At 68.8% G+C, this 18,153-nt stretch carries 18 protein-coding genes; 8 read left to right on the forward strand and 10 right to left on the reverse strand.

From position 1 onward, the window contains the following. Positions 1–9 precede the first annotated feature (9 nt). Together AC07ZS_RS09570 and AC07ZS_RS09575 are read left to right on the forward strand one after the other, a co-directional pair. Entirely contained in the window at positions 10–1,110 is a 1,101-nt protein-coding gene (locus AC07ZS_RS09570; RefSeq protein WP_494798363.1) for a phospholipase A, read from the forward strand. 103 nt (positions 1,111–1,213) lie between these two features. Further along, positions 1,214–2,554, forward strand: coding sequence for a hypothetical protein (locus AC07ZS_RS09575; RefSeq protein ID WP_494798364.1), 1,341 nt, complete (start codon positions 1,214–1,216; stop codon positions 2,552–2,554). A gap of 6 nt (positions 2,555–2,560) precedes the next feature. Here the strand turns inward: AC07ZS_RS09575 and AC07ZS_RS09580 are convergent, their stop codons facing one another. Genes AC07ZS_RS09580 through AC07ZS_RS09600 form a run of 5 tightly spaced genes read right to left on the reverse strand, consistent with a single transcriptional unit; the run spans position 2,561 to position 7,677 of the window. Then, entirely contained in the window at positions 2,561–3,775 is a 1,215-nt protein-coding gene (locus tag AC07ZS_RS09580; RefSeq protein WP_494798365.1) for a cation:proton antiporter, read from the reverse strand. Between the two features lie 7 nt (positions 3,776–3,782). Continuing rightward, positions 3,783–4,541, reverse strand: a complete 759-nt coding sequence (locus AC07ZS_RS09585) for a glycosyltransferase family 2 protein (protein WP_494798366.1) — start codon at positions 4,539–4,541, stop codon at positions 3,783–3,785. Positions 4,542–4,544: 3 nt separating this feature from the next. After that, positions 4,545–5,345: a lysophospholipid acyltransferase family protein gene (locus tag AC07ZS_RS09590; RefSeq protein WP_494798367.1), complete on the reverse strand. Its 801-nt coding sequence runs from the start codon at positions 5,343–5,345 to the stop codon at positions 4,545–4,547. Continuing rightward, entirely contained in the window at positions 5,342–6,343 is a 1,002-nt protein-coding gene (locus AC07ZS_RS09595) for a chorismate transformation FkbO/Hyg5 family protein (RefSeq protein ID WP_494798368.1), read from the reverse strand. The genes AC07ZS_RS09590 and AC07ZS_RS09595 overlap by 4 nt, the downstream gene beginning before the upstream one ends. Beyond that, a complete protein-coding gene (locus tag AC07ZS_RS09600; protein WP_494798369.1) occupies positions 6,340–7,677 on the reverse strand; it encodes an NAD(P)/FAD-dependent oxidoreductase in 1,338 nt (445 codons plus the stop codon). Before AC07ZS_RS09600 ends, AC07ZS_RS09595 begins: the two co-directional genes overlap by 4 nt. A gap of 154 nt (positions 7,678–7,831) precedes the next feature. Here AC07ZS_RS09600 and AC07ZS_RS09605 point away from each other — a divergent pair, with 154 nt between their 5' ends. Beyond that, on the forward strand, positions 7,832–8,176 hold the full coding sequence (locus AC07ZS_RS09605) for a hypothetical protein (RefSeq protein WP_494798370.1): 345 nt from the start codon (positions 7,832–7,834) through the stop codon (positions 8,174–8,176). 4 nt (positions 8,177–8,180) lie between these two features. On the opposite strand, the gene AC07ZS_RS09610 is transcribed toward AC07ZS_RS09605, so the two are convergent. The 5 genes from AC07ZS_RS09610 to AC07ZS_RS09630 all read right to left on the reverse strand — a co-directional run bounded on the left by AC07ZS_RS09610 (position 8,181) and on the right by AC07ZS_RS09630 (position 13,192). Beyond that, positions 8,181–9,008, reverse strand: coding sequence for an ABC transporter permease (locus AC07ZS_RS09610; protein ID WP_494798371.1), 828 nt, complete (start codon positions 9,006–9,008; stop codon positions 8,181–8,183). Positions 9,009–9,012: 4 nt separating this feature from the next. After that, the gene (locus tag AC07ZS_RS09615) at positions 9,013–9,825 is read right to left on the reverse strand and encodes an ABC transporter ATP-binding protein (RefSeq protein WP_494798372.1); all 813 of its coding nucleotides are present in this window, start codon (positions 9,823–9,825) and stop codon (positions 9,013–9,015) included. Between the two features lies 1 nt (position 9,826). Next, on the reverse strand, positions 9,827–10,852 hold the full coding sequence (locus AC07ZS_RS09620) for an ABC transporter substrate-binding protein (protein ID WP_494798373.1): 1,026 nt from the start codon (positions 10,850–10,852) through the stop codon (positions 9,827–9,829). A gap of 64 nt (positions 10,853–10,916) precedes the next feature. Then, the gene (locus AC07ZS_RS09625) at positions 10,917–11,681 is read right to left on the reverse strand and encodes a class II glutamine amidotransferase (RefSeq protein WP_494798374.1); all 765 of its coding nucleotides are present in this window, start codon (positions 11,679–11,681) and stop codon (positions 10,917–10,919) included. A gap of 5 nt (positions 11,682–11,686) precedes the next feature. Continuing rightward, positions 11,687–13,192 carry an MFS transporter gene (locus tag AC07ZS_RS09630; RefSeq protein ID WP_494798375.1) on the reverse strand — a complete coding sequence of 502 codons (1,506 nt, stop codon included), beginning with the start codon at positions 13,190–13,192 and terminating at the stop codon, positions 11,687–11,689. A gap of 132 nt (positions 13,193–13,324) precedes the next feature. Between AC07ZS_RS09630 and AC07ZS_RS09635 the strand changes: the two genes are divergently transcribed. From AC07ZS_RS09635 to AC07ZS_RS09655, 5 genes are all read left to right on the forward strand, one after another. After that, on the forward strand, positions 13,325–14,404 hold the full coding sequence (locus tag AC07ZS_RS09635; protein WP_494798376.1) for an AI-2E family transporter: 1,080 nt from the start codon (positions 13,325–13,327) through the stop codon (positions 14,402–14,404). Positions 14,405–14,506: 102 nt separating this feature from the next. After that, on the forward strand, positions 14,507–15,175 hold the full coding sequence (locus AC07ZS_RS09640; protein WP_494798377.1) for a response regulator: 669 nt from the start codon (positions 14,507–14,509) through the stop codon (positions 15,173–15,175). Continuing rightward, the gene (locus AC07ZS_RS09645) at positions 15,172–16,593 is read left to right on the forward strand and encodes a sensor histidine kinase (RefSeq protein ID WP_494798378.1); all 1,422 of its coding nucleotides are present in this window, start codon (positions 15,172–15,174) and stop codon (positions 16,591–16,593) included. Before AC07ZS_RS09640 ends, AC07ZS_RS09645 begins: the two co-directional genes overlap by 4 nt. Before the next feature lie 145 nt (positions 16,594–16,738). Continuing rightward, positions 16,739–17,704: a Bug family tripartite tricarboxylate transporter substrate binding protein gene (locus tag AC07ZS_RS09650; RefSeq protein ID WP_494798416.1), complete on the forward strand. Its 966-nt coding sequence runs from the start codon at positions 16,739–16,741 to the stop codon at positions 17,702–17,704. Between the two features lies 1 nt (position 17,705). Next, on the forward strand, positions 17,706–18,152 hold the full coding sequence (locus AC07ZS_RS09655) for a tripartite tricarboxylate transporter TctB family protein (protein ID WP_494798379.1): 447 nt from the start codon (positions 17,706–17,708) through the stop codon (positions 18,150–18,152). The last annotated feature ends 1 nt before the right edge of the window (position 18,153 follow it).

An 18,153-nucleotide genomic window follows, 5' to 3' on the forward strand; every position in this document is an offset into this window, starting at 1 on the left:
GAGGCGCCAGTGAAAGCCGAAGCCCTTTCCCTGTTGTGCGGATTCGCTCTGGCGCTGCCTGCACAGGCGCAGACCGACACCGCTCCCACGCTGGAGCAGTGCGCCCTCATCGGCGCCGCGACGGACCGCCTGAGTTGCTACGACACGCTGGCCGGTCGCGCACCGGCGCCTGCCGCGCCGGCATCGCAACAGCCGCCACCGGGCGAAGCGGCCGCGGAGGCCCCGGTCCCCTCGCTGCTCACGCAGGCGGGCGGGTTGCTCCCCCCGGCGTCCGCGCCGGCCGCCTCCAGCGGCCTGCTGGCGAAGTTCTGGGAGCTGGACCCGGCCGACAAGCGCGGCGTGTTCAATTTCGTGGGCTTCCACCCCAACTACGTGATGCCGCTGCACATCACCTCGCGCATCAACCGCGCACCGCAGTCGCCCACGCAGGCGGCCGTGCTCGCACCCGACGACCGCCGGCAGGAGGCAAAGTTCCAGCTGTCGGTGCGCACCAAGCTCCTGCAGAACGTCGGTTTTCCGGGGGCCGATCTGTGGGGGGCGTTCACGACACAGACGATGTGGCAGGTCTACAACCACGCTGACTCGCGGCCCTTTCGCAACACCGACTACCAGCCCGAGCTGATCTATGTGGTGCCCACCGCACAAGCTTATCGGACCCTGCCGTTCGGCTGGCAATGGCGCTACACCCAATTGGGCCTGGCCCATCAGTCGAACGGGCAGTCCGACCCCCTGTCCAGGAGCTGGAACCGCGTGTATCTGGGGGCCGGATTCGAGCGTGGCCACTGGACCTTCACGGCCAGGCTCAACCAGCGGTTGAAGGAGCGGGAGGAGAACGACAACAACCCCGATCTCCTGGCCTATCGGGGCAAGGCGGAGTTCAACCTCGGCTGGGCCAGCGGCCTGCACACCGCGTCGCTGCAGCACCGCAGCACCCTGCGCGGCGGCAACCGGGGCGCCACCTTCCTGGACTGGACCTACCCCGTGTTCCGCGACCAGCCCAACGGCCTGCGGTGGTATGTGCAGCTGTTCAGCGGTTACGGTGAGACGCTGTCGGACTACAACTTCCGGCAGACCAGCCTGGGCGCGGGGGTGAGCTTCCTGCAGTTCTGACAGGGGTGGTGCGCGCCTGTCGGTGCGGTCTTCGATGGGGTGAACCCATCGAGCCCCCATCGCCACTTTCATCCTTCAGCGATTCTGCTGAGGATGGTGTGCCATGAACCCGTTGCAACGCTTGCCCGCAGTGGGCTTCCCCGTGCCCGTGGAAGCGCGTCGGACCACCGCCGACGTGACCGACGCCTACCTGGATGGTGGGAACTGGCTGGATCTCCTGAAAGAGGTGGCGGCCCCGCAGGACGGCCAGGCCGTCGAGGCGCTCGAAGGGCTGCTCGATCTGGCGCGTTCGAGCGCTTGGGCAGACCTCCAGCTGGCGGCCGAGGACCTGCTCGGACAATTCCGGGGCACTTCATCGGGCTGGGTCGCCGCCAGGTTGGTGCTGTCCCCCACGACCGACGACATCCTCTATGCCTTCGACATGGACCGGAGCGGCGCCGGCGATGCAAAGCCGGGGTGGGAGCGGGCCATCGATCGGTGGGCCGCGCAGGGCGGCCGCGAGGCCTTTGACCGGCTGACCGCGATCCTGGGCTCGCCCCGTCCGCGCCTGTCGGCGGTGGTGAGGAGCGCCCTGATCAAGATGCAGGACAGGGCCGACGCATCGATGCACGCCGACATCAACGGGGTGCTGGGCACCGCCGTGCCGCATCGCCGGGCGGGCCGGCGCACGGAGGCCGACGGCGATTGCCTCATTCACGCCCTGCTGGGCGCCTCGTCCCAGAACGCCTACCGGTGCGAGGCCGGTACCGTTCGGGAGGTGCGTCGGCTGTTGGGCACGTCTCTGGCGAGCCATGATCCCGGAGCGCTGCCCGAACCGATCGCCCAGGTGGTCCAGCGGTTTTACGAGGAGCTCCTGGAGGTGTGCCTCTGCGTGGAAGGCTCGGACCTGCCCAATCGGCCAGCCCTCGAGAGGGTGGTTCTGCAACTGGGTTTGCGCGCCCGCGATCCCGTCCCCTTCGACCATTTGGCGGTCGATGTGCGGAGGGCCGTCCTGAAGGCGTGCGCCGATTTTCTGGCCGAACCGGGCCACTACCTTCCCTGCTCGCTGGTGCCGCTGCTGGCCCAGGTTTCGGGGCAGGCCGTGTCGCTGTATGTGGACGGTCGCGGATGGTTGCACTTTGGCCGGGACGGCCGGCCCTGCGCACCGACGCAGGAGGCCGTGGCCATCCGCTTCCACGCGCACCGGCAGCACTATGAACGCGTGGAGGGGCCCCTGAACGACGCGGTGCCCGGTGAGCCGCCAGCGTGTCGGGTGCCGCGCTTCCCTGTGGAACGCCGACCGCGATCCGTGGAGATGCCGGCGTCTTCGTTCAGCACCCGGACGGGCTCCACCTCCAGCCTTTCCGAGCTTGGTGCCAGGGCGGTGGTGTCCGCACCCAGTCGCCCACGACAGGACGGCCTGGTCGCTCGCTTTTTCAGCTGGGTGGGGGGGCTCTTCCGCTGAAGGGCGTCAGTTTCCGGCGCATTCGGCCGCGCTGCCACCGGTGGCAGCGCGGCGGCTGAGCTTGGGCTCCACAATGGGCACCGTCAGCATCGTGCTGGCCACCGCCATCAGCAACAGCGCGGTGAAGGTCTCGCTGGTGATCACCTGCTTGTCCAGCAGGATGTTGGCGAAGATGATCATGATCAATGCCTTGGTCTGCAGCAGCCAGCCGATCAGGGAGGCCTCGCCCGGCGGCCACCGGAGCACGCGGCCGGCCAGGTGCACGCCGATCAGTTTGCCGCTGACCGAGGCCAGTAGCAGCAGGGCCGCCATGCCGAAGACCGCGGCGCCACCCACCTCCCAGTTGGTGCGCAGGCCGGTGGAGAGGAAGAACACCGGCATGATCACCAGCAGTACGTGGTGGCGCAACTGGTCGAGCTTGTCCTGGTCGAACCACTCGGCATCCATCACCACCCCCGCGAGGAAGGCGCCCACCATGTAGTGCAGGCCGGACCAGTCGGCGCCGAACGCGCAGACCGCGAGCCAGATCAGGGCGACGGCCCAGCGGTCGGCTTCGGCCAGGCGGCGCATCAGGTGGCGGAAGGCCCAGCTCAGCACGACGAAGGCGAGGATGAAGGCGCCCTGTTTGCCCACGCGCTGCCAGTCCATCAGGATCAGGGCGAGCACACCCCAGATGGCGATGTCGTCCACGCTCGCGTAGCGCAGGATGCGCTGGCCCAGCGGCTGGCGCAGCAGTTGCAGTTTTTCCATCAGCAGGATCAGGATGGGCAGCGCGGTGACCGCGCAGGCCATACCCACACCGAGCACGAACTGCCAGGGCCGCGCGGACGCACCCATCCACCCCGGCATGCCCAGCATCACCAGCGCGGCGAGGCTGCCCAGCAGCAGCGGTGCGCCCAGGGCCAGTCCCGCGGTGATGCCGCTTTCGCGCCGGTGCTTCCAGGCCTGGCGCAGATCGAGTTCGATGCCCGCGATCATCACGAACAGCATCACGGCCCACCATGCGATGCCGTTGAGCGACTGGATCACCGCGGGGTTGAAGACGAAGGCGTGGTACTCGGGGAAGGCTTTGCCCAGCACGCCGGGGCCGAGCAGGATGCCGGTGATGATCTGCACGACCACCAGCGGCGCCCAATAGTCGGTGCGGCCCAGGCGCCAGATCAACCAGGGCACGGTGAAGATGATCGCCATGGCGATCAGGAAGATCTCGGTGGTGTTCATGCGGGCCTCAATGGAGGATTCGGCGCCAGATCAGCAGGGGCAGGCGCAGCACGAAGCCGATGAAGAGCCGCGTGTGCATCCAGGTCAGCAGCACGTTGTCGCGCAGGTATTTGAAGTGCGAGACGCCGCCTTCTTCGGGCGAGAAGTAGCGCACCGGGGCGTCGACGTTGACCGGCCGCACACCGGCCCAGCACAGGCGCACCACGGCCTCGGGATCGAAGTCGAAGCGGCGCATGAAGCGCGTGCCGTGCATCACGCGCACCAGCGGCGCGATCGGATAGACGCGAAAGCCGTAGAGCGAGTCGCCGATGCCCATGCCCAGGGTTTCCAGGTTGGCCCAGGCGTTGGAGACCTTGCGGCCGTTCACGCGCAGCGCAGGGGCTTCGGGCCCGAACACCGGCTTGCCCAGCACCATGGTGTCGGGTGCGGCCTGCGAGGCGGCCATGAAGTCGGGGATCAGGGTCTCGGGGTGCTGGCCGTCGGAGTCCATGGTCAGCGCGTGCGTGAAGCCCTGCTGCGCCGCGACCGTGATGCCGTGCAGCACCGCCGAGCCCTTGCCCCGGTTCTCGGGCAGCACCAGCACCCTCAGGCCGGGGTCGCGGGCGGCTTCTTCGGTGAGCCAGTCGGCCGAACCGTCGGTGCTGCCGTCGACCACCACCCACACGGGGGTCCATTGCGCGCGGGCGGCGCGCACCGTGGCCAGCACCTTGCGGCCCGGGTTGTAGCTGGGGATGAGGACCAGGTGGGTGCTGCTGGGTGCGGGCATGGATCAGGCGGCGGCGGAAGAGGAGGTCGCGGGTGGCGATGTGGGGGCGAGCACGGAGCGGAAGTAGTCTTCCAGTTCGTGGGTGAAGGCGCGCGGGTTGTGGGGGGCGTCGAAGCGCCGGCCCAGGCGCACGCGGCAGGTCAGCGGCAGGCTGGGCTTGCGCCACAGCGGCCAGCCCTTGCCCAGGTAGGGGCTGGAGAATTCGACGATCAGGGTCTGCACCGGCACCTCGGCGCGGGCGGCGATCAGCGCGGTGGAGCGCGAGAGCGGGTTGATCGGGTTGGCCGGGTAGCCCCGCGTGCGCGTGCCTTCGGGGAAGATCAGCACCTGCGCGCCCTGCTGCAGTTCGCGGCGGCAGTTCAGCACGGCGGTGAGCAGGTTGTCGTTGCGCACGTAGCGCGCCAGGCGCGCGCCCGCCCCGAGCAGCGGGTTGTCCATGAGGTCGGCCTTCATGAAGCAGACGGCGTTGGGCAGGCGGGACGCGATCAGCACGGCATCGAGCAGCGAAGGGTGGTTGGCCGCAATGACCATGGGCCCCTGGTCGCGCAGGGCGTCGATCTCGGACAGGTCGAAGCGGCAGGCGCACAGCAGGCGAAGGATGCCGACGTAGAGCCGGAAGCCGCGCATGATGGCCTGCCGGCCCAGCCAGCGGCCCAGGGGCCGGGGCAGCACCGGGTACAGGGCCAGTGCGGGTGGCGTCCAGCTCAGGCAGATCAGCGCCAGCGCGCTCAGGCCCACCACCATCGCGAGGTGCTCGTACACGGACCACAGCAGCGAGGCCGGGCGGGTCATGGCCGTGCTCATGGTGGCGCCATGGGGTGGATGGCCTGGCTCTCGATCTCCACCAGCAGGTCGGCGCGGCAGACGTCGGCCTGCACGCACACCAGCGTGGCGCCTTGAAGCAGCGGTTGCAGCGTGCGCATCACGGTGTCTGCGTCGGCCGCATGGCGCACGTAGGCGCGGTGGCTCATGCCCGCGAACGAGAACGGGCGGCCCGAGCGCGCCACGCGGTTGGCCTCCTGGGCCAGGCACTCGATGTTGCGCACCGTCTCCAGGCACTGCGCGGCCACGTCGCCGGCGTGCACCGTGGCATGCCCCACGATGCTGGCCGTGCCCGAGACGAACAGCGCTTCGTCGCCGCGCGGGTAGGCCAGTGCGGCGCGCGAGAAGGTGGGCGCGCGCGGTCCGTACTGCGAGGGGTAGCGCCAGGCACTCACCTGCCGCGGGTTCTCCAGCGGCACCACCGGCGAGGTGCCCGCCAGGAAGGCGACCGAGAGCGGGCCGCTGGCGACGCCGAGGGCGCAGGCCGCCGGCACCTGGCCGCCGGTCTCGCGCTGGGCGTGCACGAAGGCCTCGTAGCGGCCCAGGTTGAACTGGCGGTAGCGCTCCAGGCCGTGCGATTCGCCGTTGATGTCGGCCATGTAATTCCAGACCCGCCACAGGTGGGGCGTGCCCTGTTCGCGCAGCAGCCGGAACAGGCGTTCGTAGGCCAGCCGGCTGGCGCTCTGCAGGGGCGAGCCGCCTTCTTCATCGTCCTCGCGCAGTTCGATCACGCCGTAGAGCAGCTCGGCGTTGCGCCGCCAGTGGATGCCTTCGTCGTGGCCGTGCCGCAGCGGGCCTTCGACGCGCCAGTGCTCGTGCACTGGCGGTGCGCCCACCGGCAGCACGGGCGCGCGCAGCGGCTGGCGGGGCCAGGCCACCGGGGCCAGGCCTTTGAACTCGCCGATCGTGGCGCCGCCCAGGATCTCGCCGTCGGCAGCGGGTGCGTCGAGCGCCCGGTGGAGGATGTGCTGCAGACTCACGGTGTGCGGGCCAGGGCCGCTTCGTCCGCCGGCCGGATGTTGAAGCGGCGTTTGCGCCAGGCGTTGTACGCCCGGCGGGGCTGCGTGAGGTTGGCCACGAGGTACATCGCCTTGAAGATGAACATCGAACGCCCGATGGGCGCGCCGCCGTAGACATCGCCGGCCAGCGTGGAGAGCAGGGCTTCCTTCACGCGGAAGATGTTGCGCGGGCCCATGAAGAAGTCGCGCATGATGGGGTTGGTCACGCGGTAGATGAACCACGAGAAGGCCTTGGGCCCGTGGCGGCTCTGGCGGTCGAAGTGCTTGAGCGCCGCGCGGGCCTTGGCGGGCTGGCGCAGGCAGGTGTCGATGGTCTGGGCGCCCAGTTCGCCACCGTTCATGGCCAGCCACACGCCCGAGGAGAACACCGGGTCGATGAAGGTGTAGGCGTCGCCCAGCATCAGGTAGTTGTCGCCGTGGTTGTGCTGCGCGGCGTAGGAGAAGTTGCCGGTGGCCTCCACCGGCGCCGCGAGATGGGCGTCTTTCAGGCGATCGGCCAGGCCCGCGCAGGTCGCCACGTTGTCCATCAGGAACTGCTCCACGCTGCGGCCCTGGCGCGTTTTCATGTGGTACGGCCAGGTGACCATGCCCACGCTGGTGATGCCGCCCGTGAGCGGGATGAACCAGAACCAGCCGTGGTCGAACCAGAAGATGGTGATGTTGCCCTCGGCCTCGCCGCTGTTGCGGCGCGCGTCGGCGAAGTGGCCGTAGACCGCCGCGCTGTTGTGGTGGGGGTTGCGTTTCTTGATCTTGAAACGGGATGCAAGAAATGTGTCGCGCCCGGAGGCGTCCACCAGGAATTTCGCGTTCCACACGCTGGTGCGCCCGTCGTCGTGTTCGGCGTGCACGCGCACCGTGTGGTCGGGCAGGAACTCCACCGAACGTGCCTTGCAGCCTTCGTGCACGTCCACGCCCTTGCGCGCGGCGTTGCGGAACAGGATCTCGTCGAACTCCGCGCGCTTGACCTGGTAGGCGTAGGGCATGGATTTGTCCCAGGCGTCGGCGAACTCGAAGGTCTGGGTGTGGGCATGGTGCGGCGAGACGAACTCGGCGCCCGGTTTGTGCTGTCCGATGGCCCGGACCTCGTCGGCCACACCCAGGCGCTCCAGCAGCGGCAGGTTGGCGGGCAACAGGGATTCGCCGATGTGAAAGCGCGGGTGGTGCTCCTTCTCCAGCATCACCACGCGGTGGCCTTTGCTGGCGAGCAGGGGCGACACGGTGGACCCGGCCGGCCCGCCACCGATCACGAGAACGTCACAGGTCTGGTGGTCGGCGCCTGGATGGTCTGGATTCATGGCCGGGGTTCTCGGGCAGTGGACAGTCCAAAATTGTACGGTGTCCATCGAAGGTGCTAGCGCGCTGGACGCGCCTGGTTACAAGCGCGAGGGCTGAACTTTTCCGGACCGAGGTTCACACAGTCGGGGTCTCCAACCCACATTGCGCACTTCGATGATCAACAACAACATTTCCGGCTCTTCCGGCTCATATGGAAGCTCCTCCAATCAGGATGAGGTGAACGGTTGGTCGGACCAGCGCTCACAGTCGATGCCCGATTTGGGGCATAAGAAATTCAATGAATCGAAGGCGCCCAATCCTTTCGACAACAGCCAGCTTCCGCTCTACAACTTGAATTTCGGCCCTGGGAAACAGCCCATCACCCCAAATGGGGCGTCTAACGTGTTTATCCATGCCAAGGGCACAGTGACCGCGGTGCAGCCGCCGGGTTTGATTGCCCGCACCCGAACCAGTTGTCTGAGCTTCCTTCAGCGCTGCTTCGGTCGCGCCGCCCGCTGAGGCCTCAGAGTTTCTCGGTCTCTCCCGTGCGCGGCTGCCACTTCATGAGCCGCTTCTCGATGCGGCCCACGGCCGCGTCCAGCGCCAGTGCGAACGCGGTGAGCACCACGATGCCGGCCATCACGGTGTTGATGTCGAAGCTGCCCTCGGCCTGCAGGATCAGGTAGCCCACGCCCTGGCTCGACCCCAGGTACTCGCCCACCACCGCGCCCACGAAGGCCAGGCCCACCGAGGTGTGTAGCGAGCTGAACACCCAGCTCGTGGCGCTGGGCAGGTACACGTGGCGCAACAGCTGGCGCTGGCTGGCGCCCAGCATGCGCGCGTTGGCCAGGATCACCGGGCTGACTTCCTTCACGCCCTGGTAGACGTTGAAGAACACGATGAAGAACACCAGCGTCACGCCCAGCGCCACCTTGCTCGCGATGCCCAGCCCGAACCACACCGCGAAGATGGGCGCGAGGATGATGCGCGGCATGGAGTTCATGGCCTTGATGTAGGGCTCCAGGATGGCCGAGGCCATGGGCGAGAGCGCCAGCCACAGGCCGCCGGCCAGGCCGCCGATGGCGCCGATGGCAAAGGCCAGCACGGTTTCGGTGAGCGTCACGCCCAGGTGCTGGTAGATGTCGGCGTCGCGCACGAACCAGGTCCAGATGCGCTCGGCCACACGCAGCGGTTCGCCGAAGAAGAACGCGGCCTGCCGGTCGTTCTCGAACATGAAGGGCGGCACCAGCCCGGGCGTGGTCATCAGGTACCAGAACACGACGAGCGCCACCAGCAGCGCCCCTTGCCACAGGCGCAGCGTGGACGGCTGCGGTTTGATGTGCTTCCACATGGGTTCAGGCCGCCTTGAGTTGTTGCTGGTAGCCCTTGAGCACCTCCTCGCGCATCACGGCCCAGATGGCGGCGTGCAGCTCGACGAAGCGGGCGGTGGTCTTGATCTCGGCCACGTCGCGCGGGCGCGGGATGTCGATGGCGAACTCGCCGATGGGGTGGCTGGCCGGGCCGGCGCTGAGCACCACCACGCGGTCGCTCATGGCAATCGCTTCATCGAGGTCGTGCGTGATGAAGAGCACCGCCTTCTTCTTCGCGGCCCAGAGATCGAGCACCTCGTTCTCCATCAGCTGGCGGGTCTGGATGTCGAGCGCGGAGAAGGGCTCGTCCATCAGGATGATGTCGGGGTCGAGTACCAGCGTCTGGGCCAGGCTCGCGCGCTTGCGCATGCCACCGCTCATCTGGTGCGGGTAGCGGTCGCCGAAACCGCCCAGGCCCACGCGGCGCAGCCAGTCCTCGGCCTGGGCACGCGCTTCGGCGTCGGCCACACCGCGGAACGACAGGCCCGCCATCACATTGCCCAAGGCGGTGCGCCAGGGCATGAGGCTCTCGGTCTGGAACATGTAGCCCGCGCGCGTGTTGATGCCCTGCAGCGGCTGGCCGAAGACCTGCACGGTGCCGGTGCTGGGCGAGAGCAGGCCGGCCGCGACGTTGAGCAGCGTGCTCTTGCCGCAGCCGGTGGGGCCCACCACGCTCACGAACTCGCCCGCACCCACGGTCAGGGTGACGTTCTGCACCGCCGTGTAGCGCTGGCCGGGGTCGTCCTTGCTGATGAAGGTGCAGGACACGCCCTGCAGGTCGATCGCCGGACTTGTCACGTCAACCTTTCGGGTACTTGGCGTTGGCCTTCTGCACGAAGTTGTTGGTGTAGACCGCGTTCAGGTCGAGCTTGGCCTTGGCCAGTTCGGCGTCCACGCTGGCGAGCGCGCGGAAGGCGGTGTCCGCCCCCTTGGCCGGGAAGCTGCCGTCGGGCGAGAGCGCGCCCTTGGCGGCCATGAAGGCGTCGATGTAGACCGCGCGGTCGCCCAGCAGGTAGCTTTCGGGCACGGCCTTGATGATGTCGCCCGGGCCGGCCGCCTGGATCCACTTGTCGGCGCGCACGATGGCGTTGGTGAGGGCCTGCGTGGTGTTGGGGTTCTTGTCCAGGAAGGGCTGGGGCGCGTACAGGCAGGCCGCCGGCATGGGGCCGCCGAACACCTTGGCGGACTCGGCGACGATGCGCGTGTCCGAGATGATCTTCAGGTCGCCCGAGCGCTGCAGCAGGGTGATGACGGGGTCGAGGTTGCTGATGGCGTCGATCTGGCCCGCGCGCATGGCCGCCACGGCGCCGTTGCCCGCGCCCACGCCGACGATGCTCACGTCGCTGGGCTTCAGGCCGGCCTTGGCGAGCACGAAGTTGACCATCACGTTGGTCGAGCTGCCCGGCGCGGTCACGCCGATCTTCTTGCCCTTGAGGTCGGTGATGGCCTTGAAGCCGCCCATGGTCTTGGGGTTGACGCCCAGCACGATCTGCGGCGCCAGGCCCTGCAGCGCGAAGGCGCGCATGGGCTGGCCCTTGAACTGCATGTTGACGGTGTGCTCGAAGGCGCCAGAGACCACGTCGGCGCTGCCGCCGACCACGGCGGCCAGGGCGCGCGAGCCACCGGCGAAGTCGACGATGGTGACGTCCAGCCCCTCGGCCTTGAAGTAGCCCAGCTGCTCGGCGATGGTCAGCGGCAGGTAATACAGCAGGTTCTTGCCGCCGACCGCGATCGTGACCTTGGGCTTTTCCAGGCCCTGTGCGAACGCGAACGAGGGCAGGGCCGCAGCGGCCAGACCGCCGGCCACGAGGTGTCGTCTTTGCATGGTGTTGTCTCCTTCGTTGAAGGAGGCATGGTAGCCCGGGGCCCGGCCCCGCGCATCCGGGAAATCACGGCAGGGGCAGGCCGTCCACGAAGACCTTGAGCTCGTTGGGCTCGAAGGCGGTCCATTGCTCGTTGCTGGTGAGAGGCGTGGTCACGACCACGGCGGCGCGGTCGCCCGGGTGGTTGAGCTCGGCGAAGTTCACCGTCCAGTCCTGGTCCATGAGGGTGGCCTGGGCGAAGGGGTGCTGGCGCACCAGCCAGTGCAGCTTGGTGCTGCAGTGGGCCCACAGCGCCTCCCCGTTGGAGAGCAGGAAGTTGAAGGTGCCGAACCGGCGCACCTGCGGCACCAGCTCGCGCAGCGTGAGGGTGAGTTCGCGCACGTCGGGCAGGCCGGCATGCGACTTGGCGAGCTCCTGCATCAGCCAGCAGAAGGCGCGCTCGCTGTCGGTGGTGCCGACCGGGCGGAAGTGGCTGTGCAGCGGGGGCGCGTAGTCCTTGAGGTCGCCGTTGTGGGCGAACACCCATTGGCGGCCCCAGAGTTCGCGCACGAAGGGGTGGGCGTTTTCCAGTGCGACGGCACCGATGGTGGCCTTGCGCACGTGGGCGATGATGTTGCGGCTTTTGAGCGGGTACTGCTGCAGGAAGGCCGCCATCGGCGAGTCGGACGCGCTCTGGTGGTCCACGAACAGCCGCAGGCCCTTGCCCTCGAAGAAGGCGATGCCCCAGCCGTCGGCGTGGTGGTCGGTCTTGCCGCCGCGCTGGCAGAAGCCGGTGAAGCTGAAGGCCGCGTCGGTCGGCGTGGCGCAGTTGAGTCCGAGCAGTTGGCACATGGTGTTTATTGTGACGCCTGGGGCTTGGACGTCGCCTTCAGTCTCAGCGCAGCGGTCAGAGCGAGCGCACAGATGGCCGCGAGCATCAGAAAAGTTTCCTCGAACGCCGCCACGCGCGCCGGTGTGGCGACGCCGCCAGCGGCGAGCTGCGCGCCGTGCGCGGCCAGGCGCCATTCGAGCACGATGCCGCACAGGCTCACGCCGGCCGATCCGCCGAGCATGCGCAGGAAGCTGATCACGCTGGCGCCCTGCGCGATGTCCGCCCGGTCCAGGTCGCGCATGGCGCCGATGTTGAGCGAAGGCAGGATGAAGCCCAGGCCGATGCGGCCCACGACGGCCCAGGTCACCAGCAGCGGGATGATCTGCGCCGGCCGGCCGGGGTCGATGGTGACCATGAGGGCGAACGACGCGCTCAGCAGCAGCAGGCCGATGCTCACCAGCCGGCGCGTGGGCTGCCGGTCGGCCAGGCGCCCGACCCCCGCGATGACCACCGCCAGCACCAGCCCGGCCGGCAGCAGGATGGTGCCCACGTGGGAAGCCGAGAGGCCCAGGCCGCTCTGCATGTAGACCGGCAGCAGGTAGGTGGAGCCGAACAGGGCGATGCCATAGATGAAGGCCACGATGCTGCCCATGGTGAACAGCCGGTTCTTGAACAGCGAGAGGTTCATGAGCGGGTCCACGCCCTGGTCCGGGTGGAGCCGCCGGTTCTGCAGGGTGCGGCGCTCCAGCGCCACGAAGGCCACCAGGGCCAGCACGGCCCCCCCCAGCAGCGCGCCGGCCGCGGCGGCGGTGCCGCCGTGCAGTTCGACCAGCCCGTTGAGCAGGCACAGGGTGCCCGCGGTGGCGAGCAGCAGGCCGCGCCAGTCCAGTCCGCTGCCCTGCGGATTGGCGGCGGAACCGCCCGGCGACGAGGTGGGCACGAAGCGGTGGGCCAGCCAGAACGAGACCAGGCAGAACGGCACCACCATGAAGAAGATCGAACGCCAGCCGAAGCCGTCCACCAGCAGCCCGCCGATGCTGGGCCCCACGGCGGGTGCCAGCACCACGCCCATGCCGAAGATGCCGCTGGCCCGGCCCTGCTCGTTGGGCGCGAAGGCGCGCAGGATGATGATGGCCGGGATGGTCTGCACCACGCCCGCGGCCAGGCCTTCGGCCACGCGCGCGGCCAGCACCAGGGGGTAGGTGCTGGCGAAGCCGCCGGCCAGGCCGCCGGCCATCAGCAGCCACATGCAGCCGACGTAGGTGCGGCGGTAGCCGTAGCGCGCCAGCATCCAGGGGGTGGTGAGCATGGAGACCGTCATCGCCACCATGAAGCCCGAGGTGACCCACTGCGCGCGTTCCTGGCCGAGCGCGAAGTGGTGGCTCATGTCGGGGATCGCCACATTGATGATGGTCGAGGACATGATGGCCGCCATGGTGCCCACCATCACCGAGAGCAGGAGCAGCCAGCGGTAGCGTTCGCCGTACCGTTCGCGCAGGGCCGGCAGGGAATGGGGGTGGGGAGCGGTCATGGCAGGGATGTCGTGGCGACGGCCAAGCTTAGCGCCTTTGCCGGCCGGACCGTGAATGCGCCGTGTCATCGGGCCCCGCAGGGGGTCGGGTATATTGCCCCAGGTCCTTTCCTGCCCGCTCTCACTCCCTCCATGCCTCCTGTCCCGAACGCTTCACTGATCATTCGCGGCCTGTTGCTGCTGATCGTGGCGGCCGGTGTCTATTTCTTCCGCGGCTTTCTGGTGCCGGTGCTGGCCGCGCTCATCATCGGCTTTGCCAGCTGGCCGCTGTACCGCCGGGGCGTGCGCGCCTGCGGCGGGCGCACCGCGCTGGCGGCCAGCCTGGCCCTGGTGATCGTGATCGGGGTGCTGGTGGTGCCGCTGACCCTGGCCCTGCACTACGCCCTGAAGGAGGCCGGTGGGCTGGTGGCCTGGCTGCTGGACGTGAACCGCTACGGGGCGCCGCCGCCGCAATGGATCGAGGCGCTGCCCTGGGTGGGCGAGACCCTCGCCACCTACTGGCGCGAACACCTGGGCGAGCCGCACGCCCTGGGCGACTGGATCCAGATCCTCAGCGGCCAGCACATCGGCAACATCTACCGCATGGTGCTCAGCGCCACGGGCGATGCCGTCAACCTCGCGCTGACGGTGCTGTTCATGCTGATCACGCTGTTCTTCGTCTACAAGGACGGCGCGCGCATCGCCGACCAGCTCGACACGATTGGCGAGCGCATCCTGCCGCTGCAGTGGCAGCGCTTCTCGCGCGTGGTGCCGGCCACGGTCAGCGCCACCGTCACCGGCCTGGGCCTGATCGCCATCGGCGAAGGGGTGGTGCTGGGCGTGGCCTACTGGGTCGCGGGGGTGCCCTCGCCGGTGCTGCTGGGCGTGGCCACCGGTTTCATGGCGCTGATCCCCGGGGGCGCGCCGCTCTCGTTCAGCCTGGTCTCGCTCTACCTCGTGGGCTCGGGGCACCTGTGGGCCGGCGTGGGCCTGTTCGCCTGGGGCTCGATCGAACTCTTCATCGTGGACAAGACCTTGCGCCCGCGCCTCGTGGGCGGGCCGGTGAAGCTGCCTTTCCTGCCGACCTTCTTCGGTCTGGTGGGTGGCGTGAAGACCATGGGCCTGGTCGGCCTGTTCGTGGGGCCGGTGCTGATGGCGCTGCTGGTGGCCATCTGGCGCGAGTGGCTGCATGGCATGAGCGCGCAGCCACCGCGCGAGCCGCCCCCGCCGTGAGGCGTCACCTCGGGTAAACCCTGGCGGTTGAGTCCGGTGGGTGAAAGCGGTCTGAAAGTGCGGCCTTCCTACACTGTGGGCCCGGGCACCCGACGAGGACCTATGCGAATTCTGCTGGCCGAAGACGAAACCGATCTGGCGACCTGGCTCGTCAAGGCCCTGGGCCAGAACGACTTTCAGGTGGACTGGGTCAACGACGGGCGCATGGTGCGCCGAAGCCTCAAGGCCACGCGCTACGACGCACTCATTCTCGATCTGGGCCTGCCCCATCGGGATGGGCACGATGTGCTCAGCGAGCTGCGCGAGGCAGACCAGCGCCTGCCCGTGCTGATCCTGACCGCGCGCGATTCGCTGCGCGAGCGGGTGGATTGCCTGCACGCCGGCGCGGACGATTTTCTCGCCAAGCCCTTCGACGTGGCCGAACTCGAAGCCCGGCTGACGGCGCTGATCCGCCGTTCCCGCGGTCAGGATCATCCGCGCTTTGCGTGCGGCCCCCTGAGCTACGACGTCGCCTCCAAACAGTTTCGCCTCCAGCACGAGGTGCTGAGCCTCACGCCGCGGGAGCACGCGGTGCTGCGCGCGCTCATCCAGCATCCGGGCGAACCGCTGTCCAAGCGGGAGTTGCTGGAGCGGGTGTTCTCCGACGAACAGGACGTGCACCCCGAAGCGATCGAAGTCCTGATCCACCGCATCCGCAAGCGGCTCGAGAACACCGCGGTGCGCGTGACGACCTTGCGCGGCCTGGGCTATCTGCTGGAGCTGGCGCCATGAAACGGCCGGGATGGCCGCTGGTGAGCATCCGCCGCCTGCTGCTGATCCTGCTCCTGCCCGGCATGCTCGCGGTGGGCGCGGCAGAGTTGTGGCTGTCCTGGCGCACGGTCAACGACGCGGCCGATGCCGCGTACGACCGCTCGCTGCTGGGTGCGGTCAAGTCGATCGACTCCAGCATCTCCACCGCCAGCGGCGGACTGGGCGTGGAGTTGCCCTACCGGATGCTTGAGTTCTTCGAGCTGACGGCACAGGGCCAGGTGTTCTACCGCGTGGCCACCGAAGATGGCCTGGTCGAAATCGGCAGCCCGGATCTGCCTTTGCCGCCGCGGCCGCTGGAGACCGGCCGCCCTCAGTTCCACGAGGGAGCGTACTTCGGCCAGGCGGTGCGCGTGGGCAGCTATGCGCGCGAGCTGAGCGAGCCGCTGGCTGGGAAGGCGGGGCCGCAGCGCATCGTGATCCAGGTGGCCGAGACCCTGGACGCGCGCAACGATTTCCGGCGCGGGCTGCTGCTGCGCACCGTGGCGCGCGATCTGCTGCTCATGCTGCTGGCCACGGGCCTGCTCATCGCCTCGATCACCTGGGCCATGCGGCCCCTCGCGCGATTCCGCCAGGAGGTCGAAGGCCGACCACCCGAGGACCTGACGCCGATGGCCACCGACCGGGTGCCGGCCGAGGTGCTGCCGCTGGTGCACGCCATCAACCACCACATCGAGCGCAATCGCGAGCAGGGCGAGGCGAGGCGCCGCTTCGTGGACGACGCCTCGCACCAACTGCGCACGCCGCTGGCCACCCTGGCTACCCAGGTGGCCTATGCCCAGCGCGAGAACGATCCACGGGGCCAGCGCGAGGCGCTGGAGTCCATCCGCCAGCAGCTGGAGCAGACCATCCAGCAGACCAACCAGCTGCTGGCCATGGCGCGCGCCGACGGCGCGCCGCTGGTTTTCCAGTCGTTGGATGTGGTGCGGCTGGCCGAGTCCGCGACGCGCCAGGCCTGGGCCGCCGCGCGCGAGCAGTCGGTGGACCTGGGGTTCGACGGCCCGGACCAGGCGATTCCTTTGCGCGGCGACCCCGACCTGATCGGCGAAGCCCTGTCCAACCTGCTGGTCAACGCGATCCGCCACGGCGGCGCGGGTTGCCGCGCGACGCTGTCCGTGCGGGCACTGCCGGCCTCGAACGAGGCGCCGGCGCAGGTGCGCCTGCGCGTGGTGGACGACGGCCCCGGCCTCTCGCCCGAGGACCTTGCACGCGCCGGCGAGCGCTTTTTTCGAGGCCGCGGCACCGAGGTGCCCGGGTCCGGCCTGGGGCTCGCTTTCGTGCGCACCGTGGCGCACCGCCATGGTGGCCACATGGTGGTGTCGCAAGGACCTGGCGGGCGAGGCCTGCAGGTCGACATGCACCTTCCTCTGACGCCGACGTGACCCCGGGTTTACCCGCTGGTTTGCGCGCCCGCGCTGAAAGCGGCCTGAAAGTGCCCGGTTTCTACATTGGGCACCGGCATCGAGTGATGTCCCTTGTTGAATCCCCAGTTCGAGGAGACGAATCGTGAACATTTCCAGGCAACTCATCGTGGCCGCCCTGTCGGCCTGCGCCCTGACCGCGTGGGCCAACCCGCTGTCCAAGACGGAGTGCATCGCACCGGCCAAGCCCGGCGGCGGCTTCGATCTGACCTGCAAGCTGGCCCAGAGTGCGCTGCAGGACGGCAAGATCATCACCGACCCCATGCGCGTGACCTACATGCCGGGCGGCATTGGCGCGGTGGCCTACAACACCATCGTGGCGCAGCGCCCTGACGCGGCCAGCACGATCGTGGCCTTCTCGGGCGGGTCTCTGCTGAACCTCGCGCAGGGCAAGTTCGGCCGCTACACCGAGAACGACGTGCGCTGGGTGGCGGCCGTCGGTACCGATTACGGCGCGGTCGTGGTGGCCGAGAACTCCCCGTTCAAATCGCTCAAGGAAGTGATGGCCGCGATCAAGGCCGACCCCACGAAAGTGGTGCTGGGCGCGGGCGGCACGGTGGGCAGCCAGGACTGGATGAAGGCCGCGCTGACCGCGCGCGCCGGTGGCGTCAATCCCAAAACCATGCGCTACGTCGCTTTCGAGGGCGGCGGTGAAGCGCTCACGGCCTTGCAGGGCGGTCACATCCACGTGTTCACCGGCGACGCCGCCGAAGCCCTGCAGCAGCGCAAGGCCGGCGCCAAGATTCGCATCCTCGCGGTGATGCACGACAAGCGCCTGCCCGGTGAGCTGGCCAACGTGCCGACCGCGACCGAAGAGGGTTTCGCGGTCGAGTGGCCGATCGTGCGCGGTTTCTACGTCGGCCCCAAGGTGAGCGACGCCGACTACCAGGCCTGGGCCGATGCGTTCGCGAAGGTGCTCGCCACGCCGGGTTACCAGAAGCTGCGCGACGAGCGCGGCCTGTTCCCGCTGGCCATCACCGGTGCGCCGCTCGATGCCTACGTGAAGAAGCAGGTGGACGGCTACCGCAAGCTCGCCGAAGAGTTCGGCCTCTCGACCAAGCCGGCGAACTGACATGAGCGACCGGGTACTTGGCGCGGTGTGCGTCGGCACGGCCGCGGCGATGGCGTGGGCCTCGCAAGGTTACGTGGCCGCCTATTCGTACGAGCCACTGGGGCCGCGCGCCTTTCCGCTGCTGCTGGCGGTGGGTCTGGGCCTGAGCGGCCTGTGGCTGGTGCTGCGGCCCTCGGTGGGGGTCGAGGCCTTCAAGGGCGTTCCCTGGAAGGGCACGGCGCTCTGCATGGGCGCGATCCTGCTGTACGCGCTGCTGTTCCAGCTGCTCGGCTTCGCGCTCGCCACCATGCTCATGGCCCTGCCCGTGGGCATGGCCTTCGGCGGCAGCTGGAAACAGGCGCTGGCCGGCGGGCTGGTGCTGGGCGTGGGCTTTCACTTCGTGTTCGACAAGCTGCTGGATGTGACCATGCCCGCGGGCGTGCTGTCTTTCCTGCTGGGAGGGTATTGAG

It is taken from the genome of Hydrogenophaga sp. GW456-12-10-14-TSB4 (assembly GCF_059424305.1).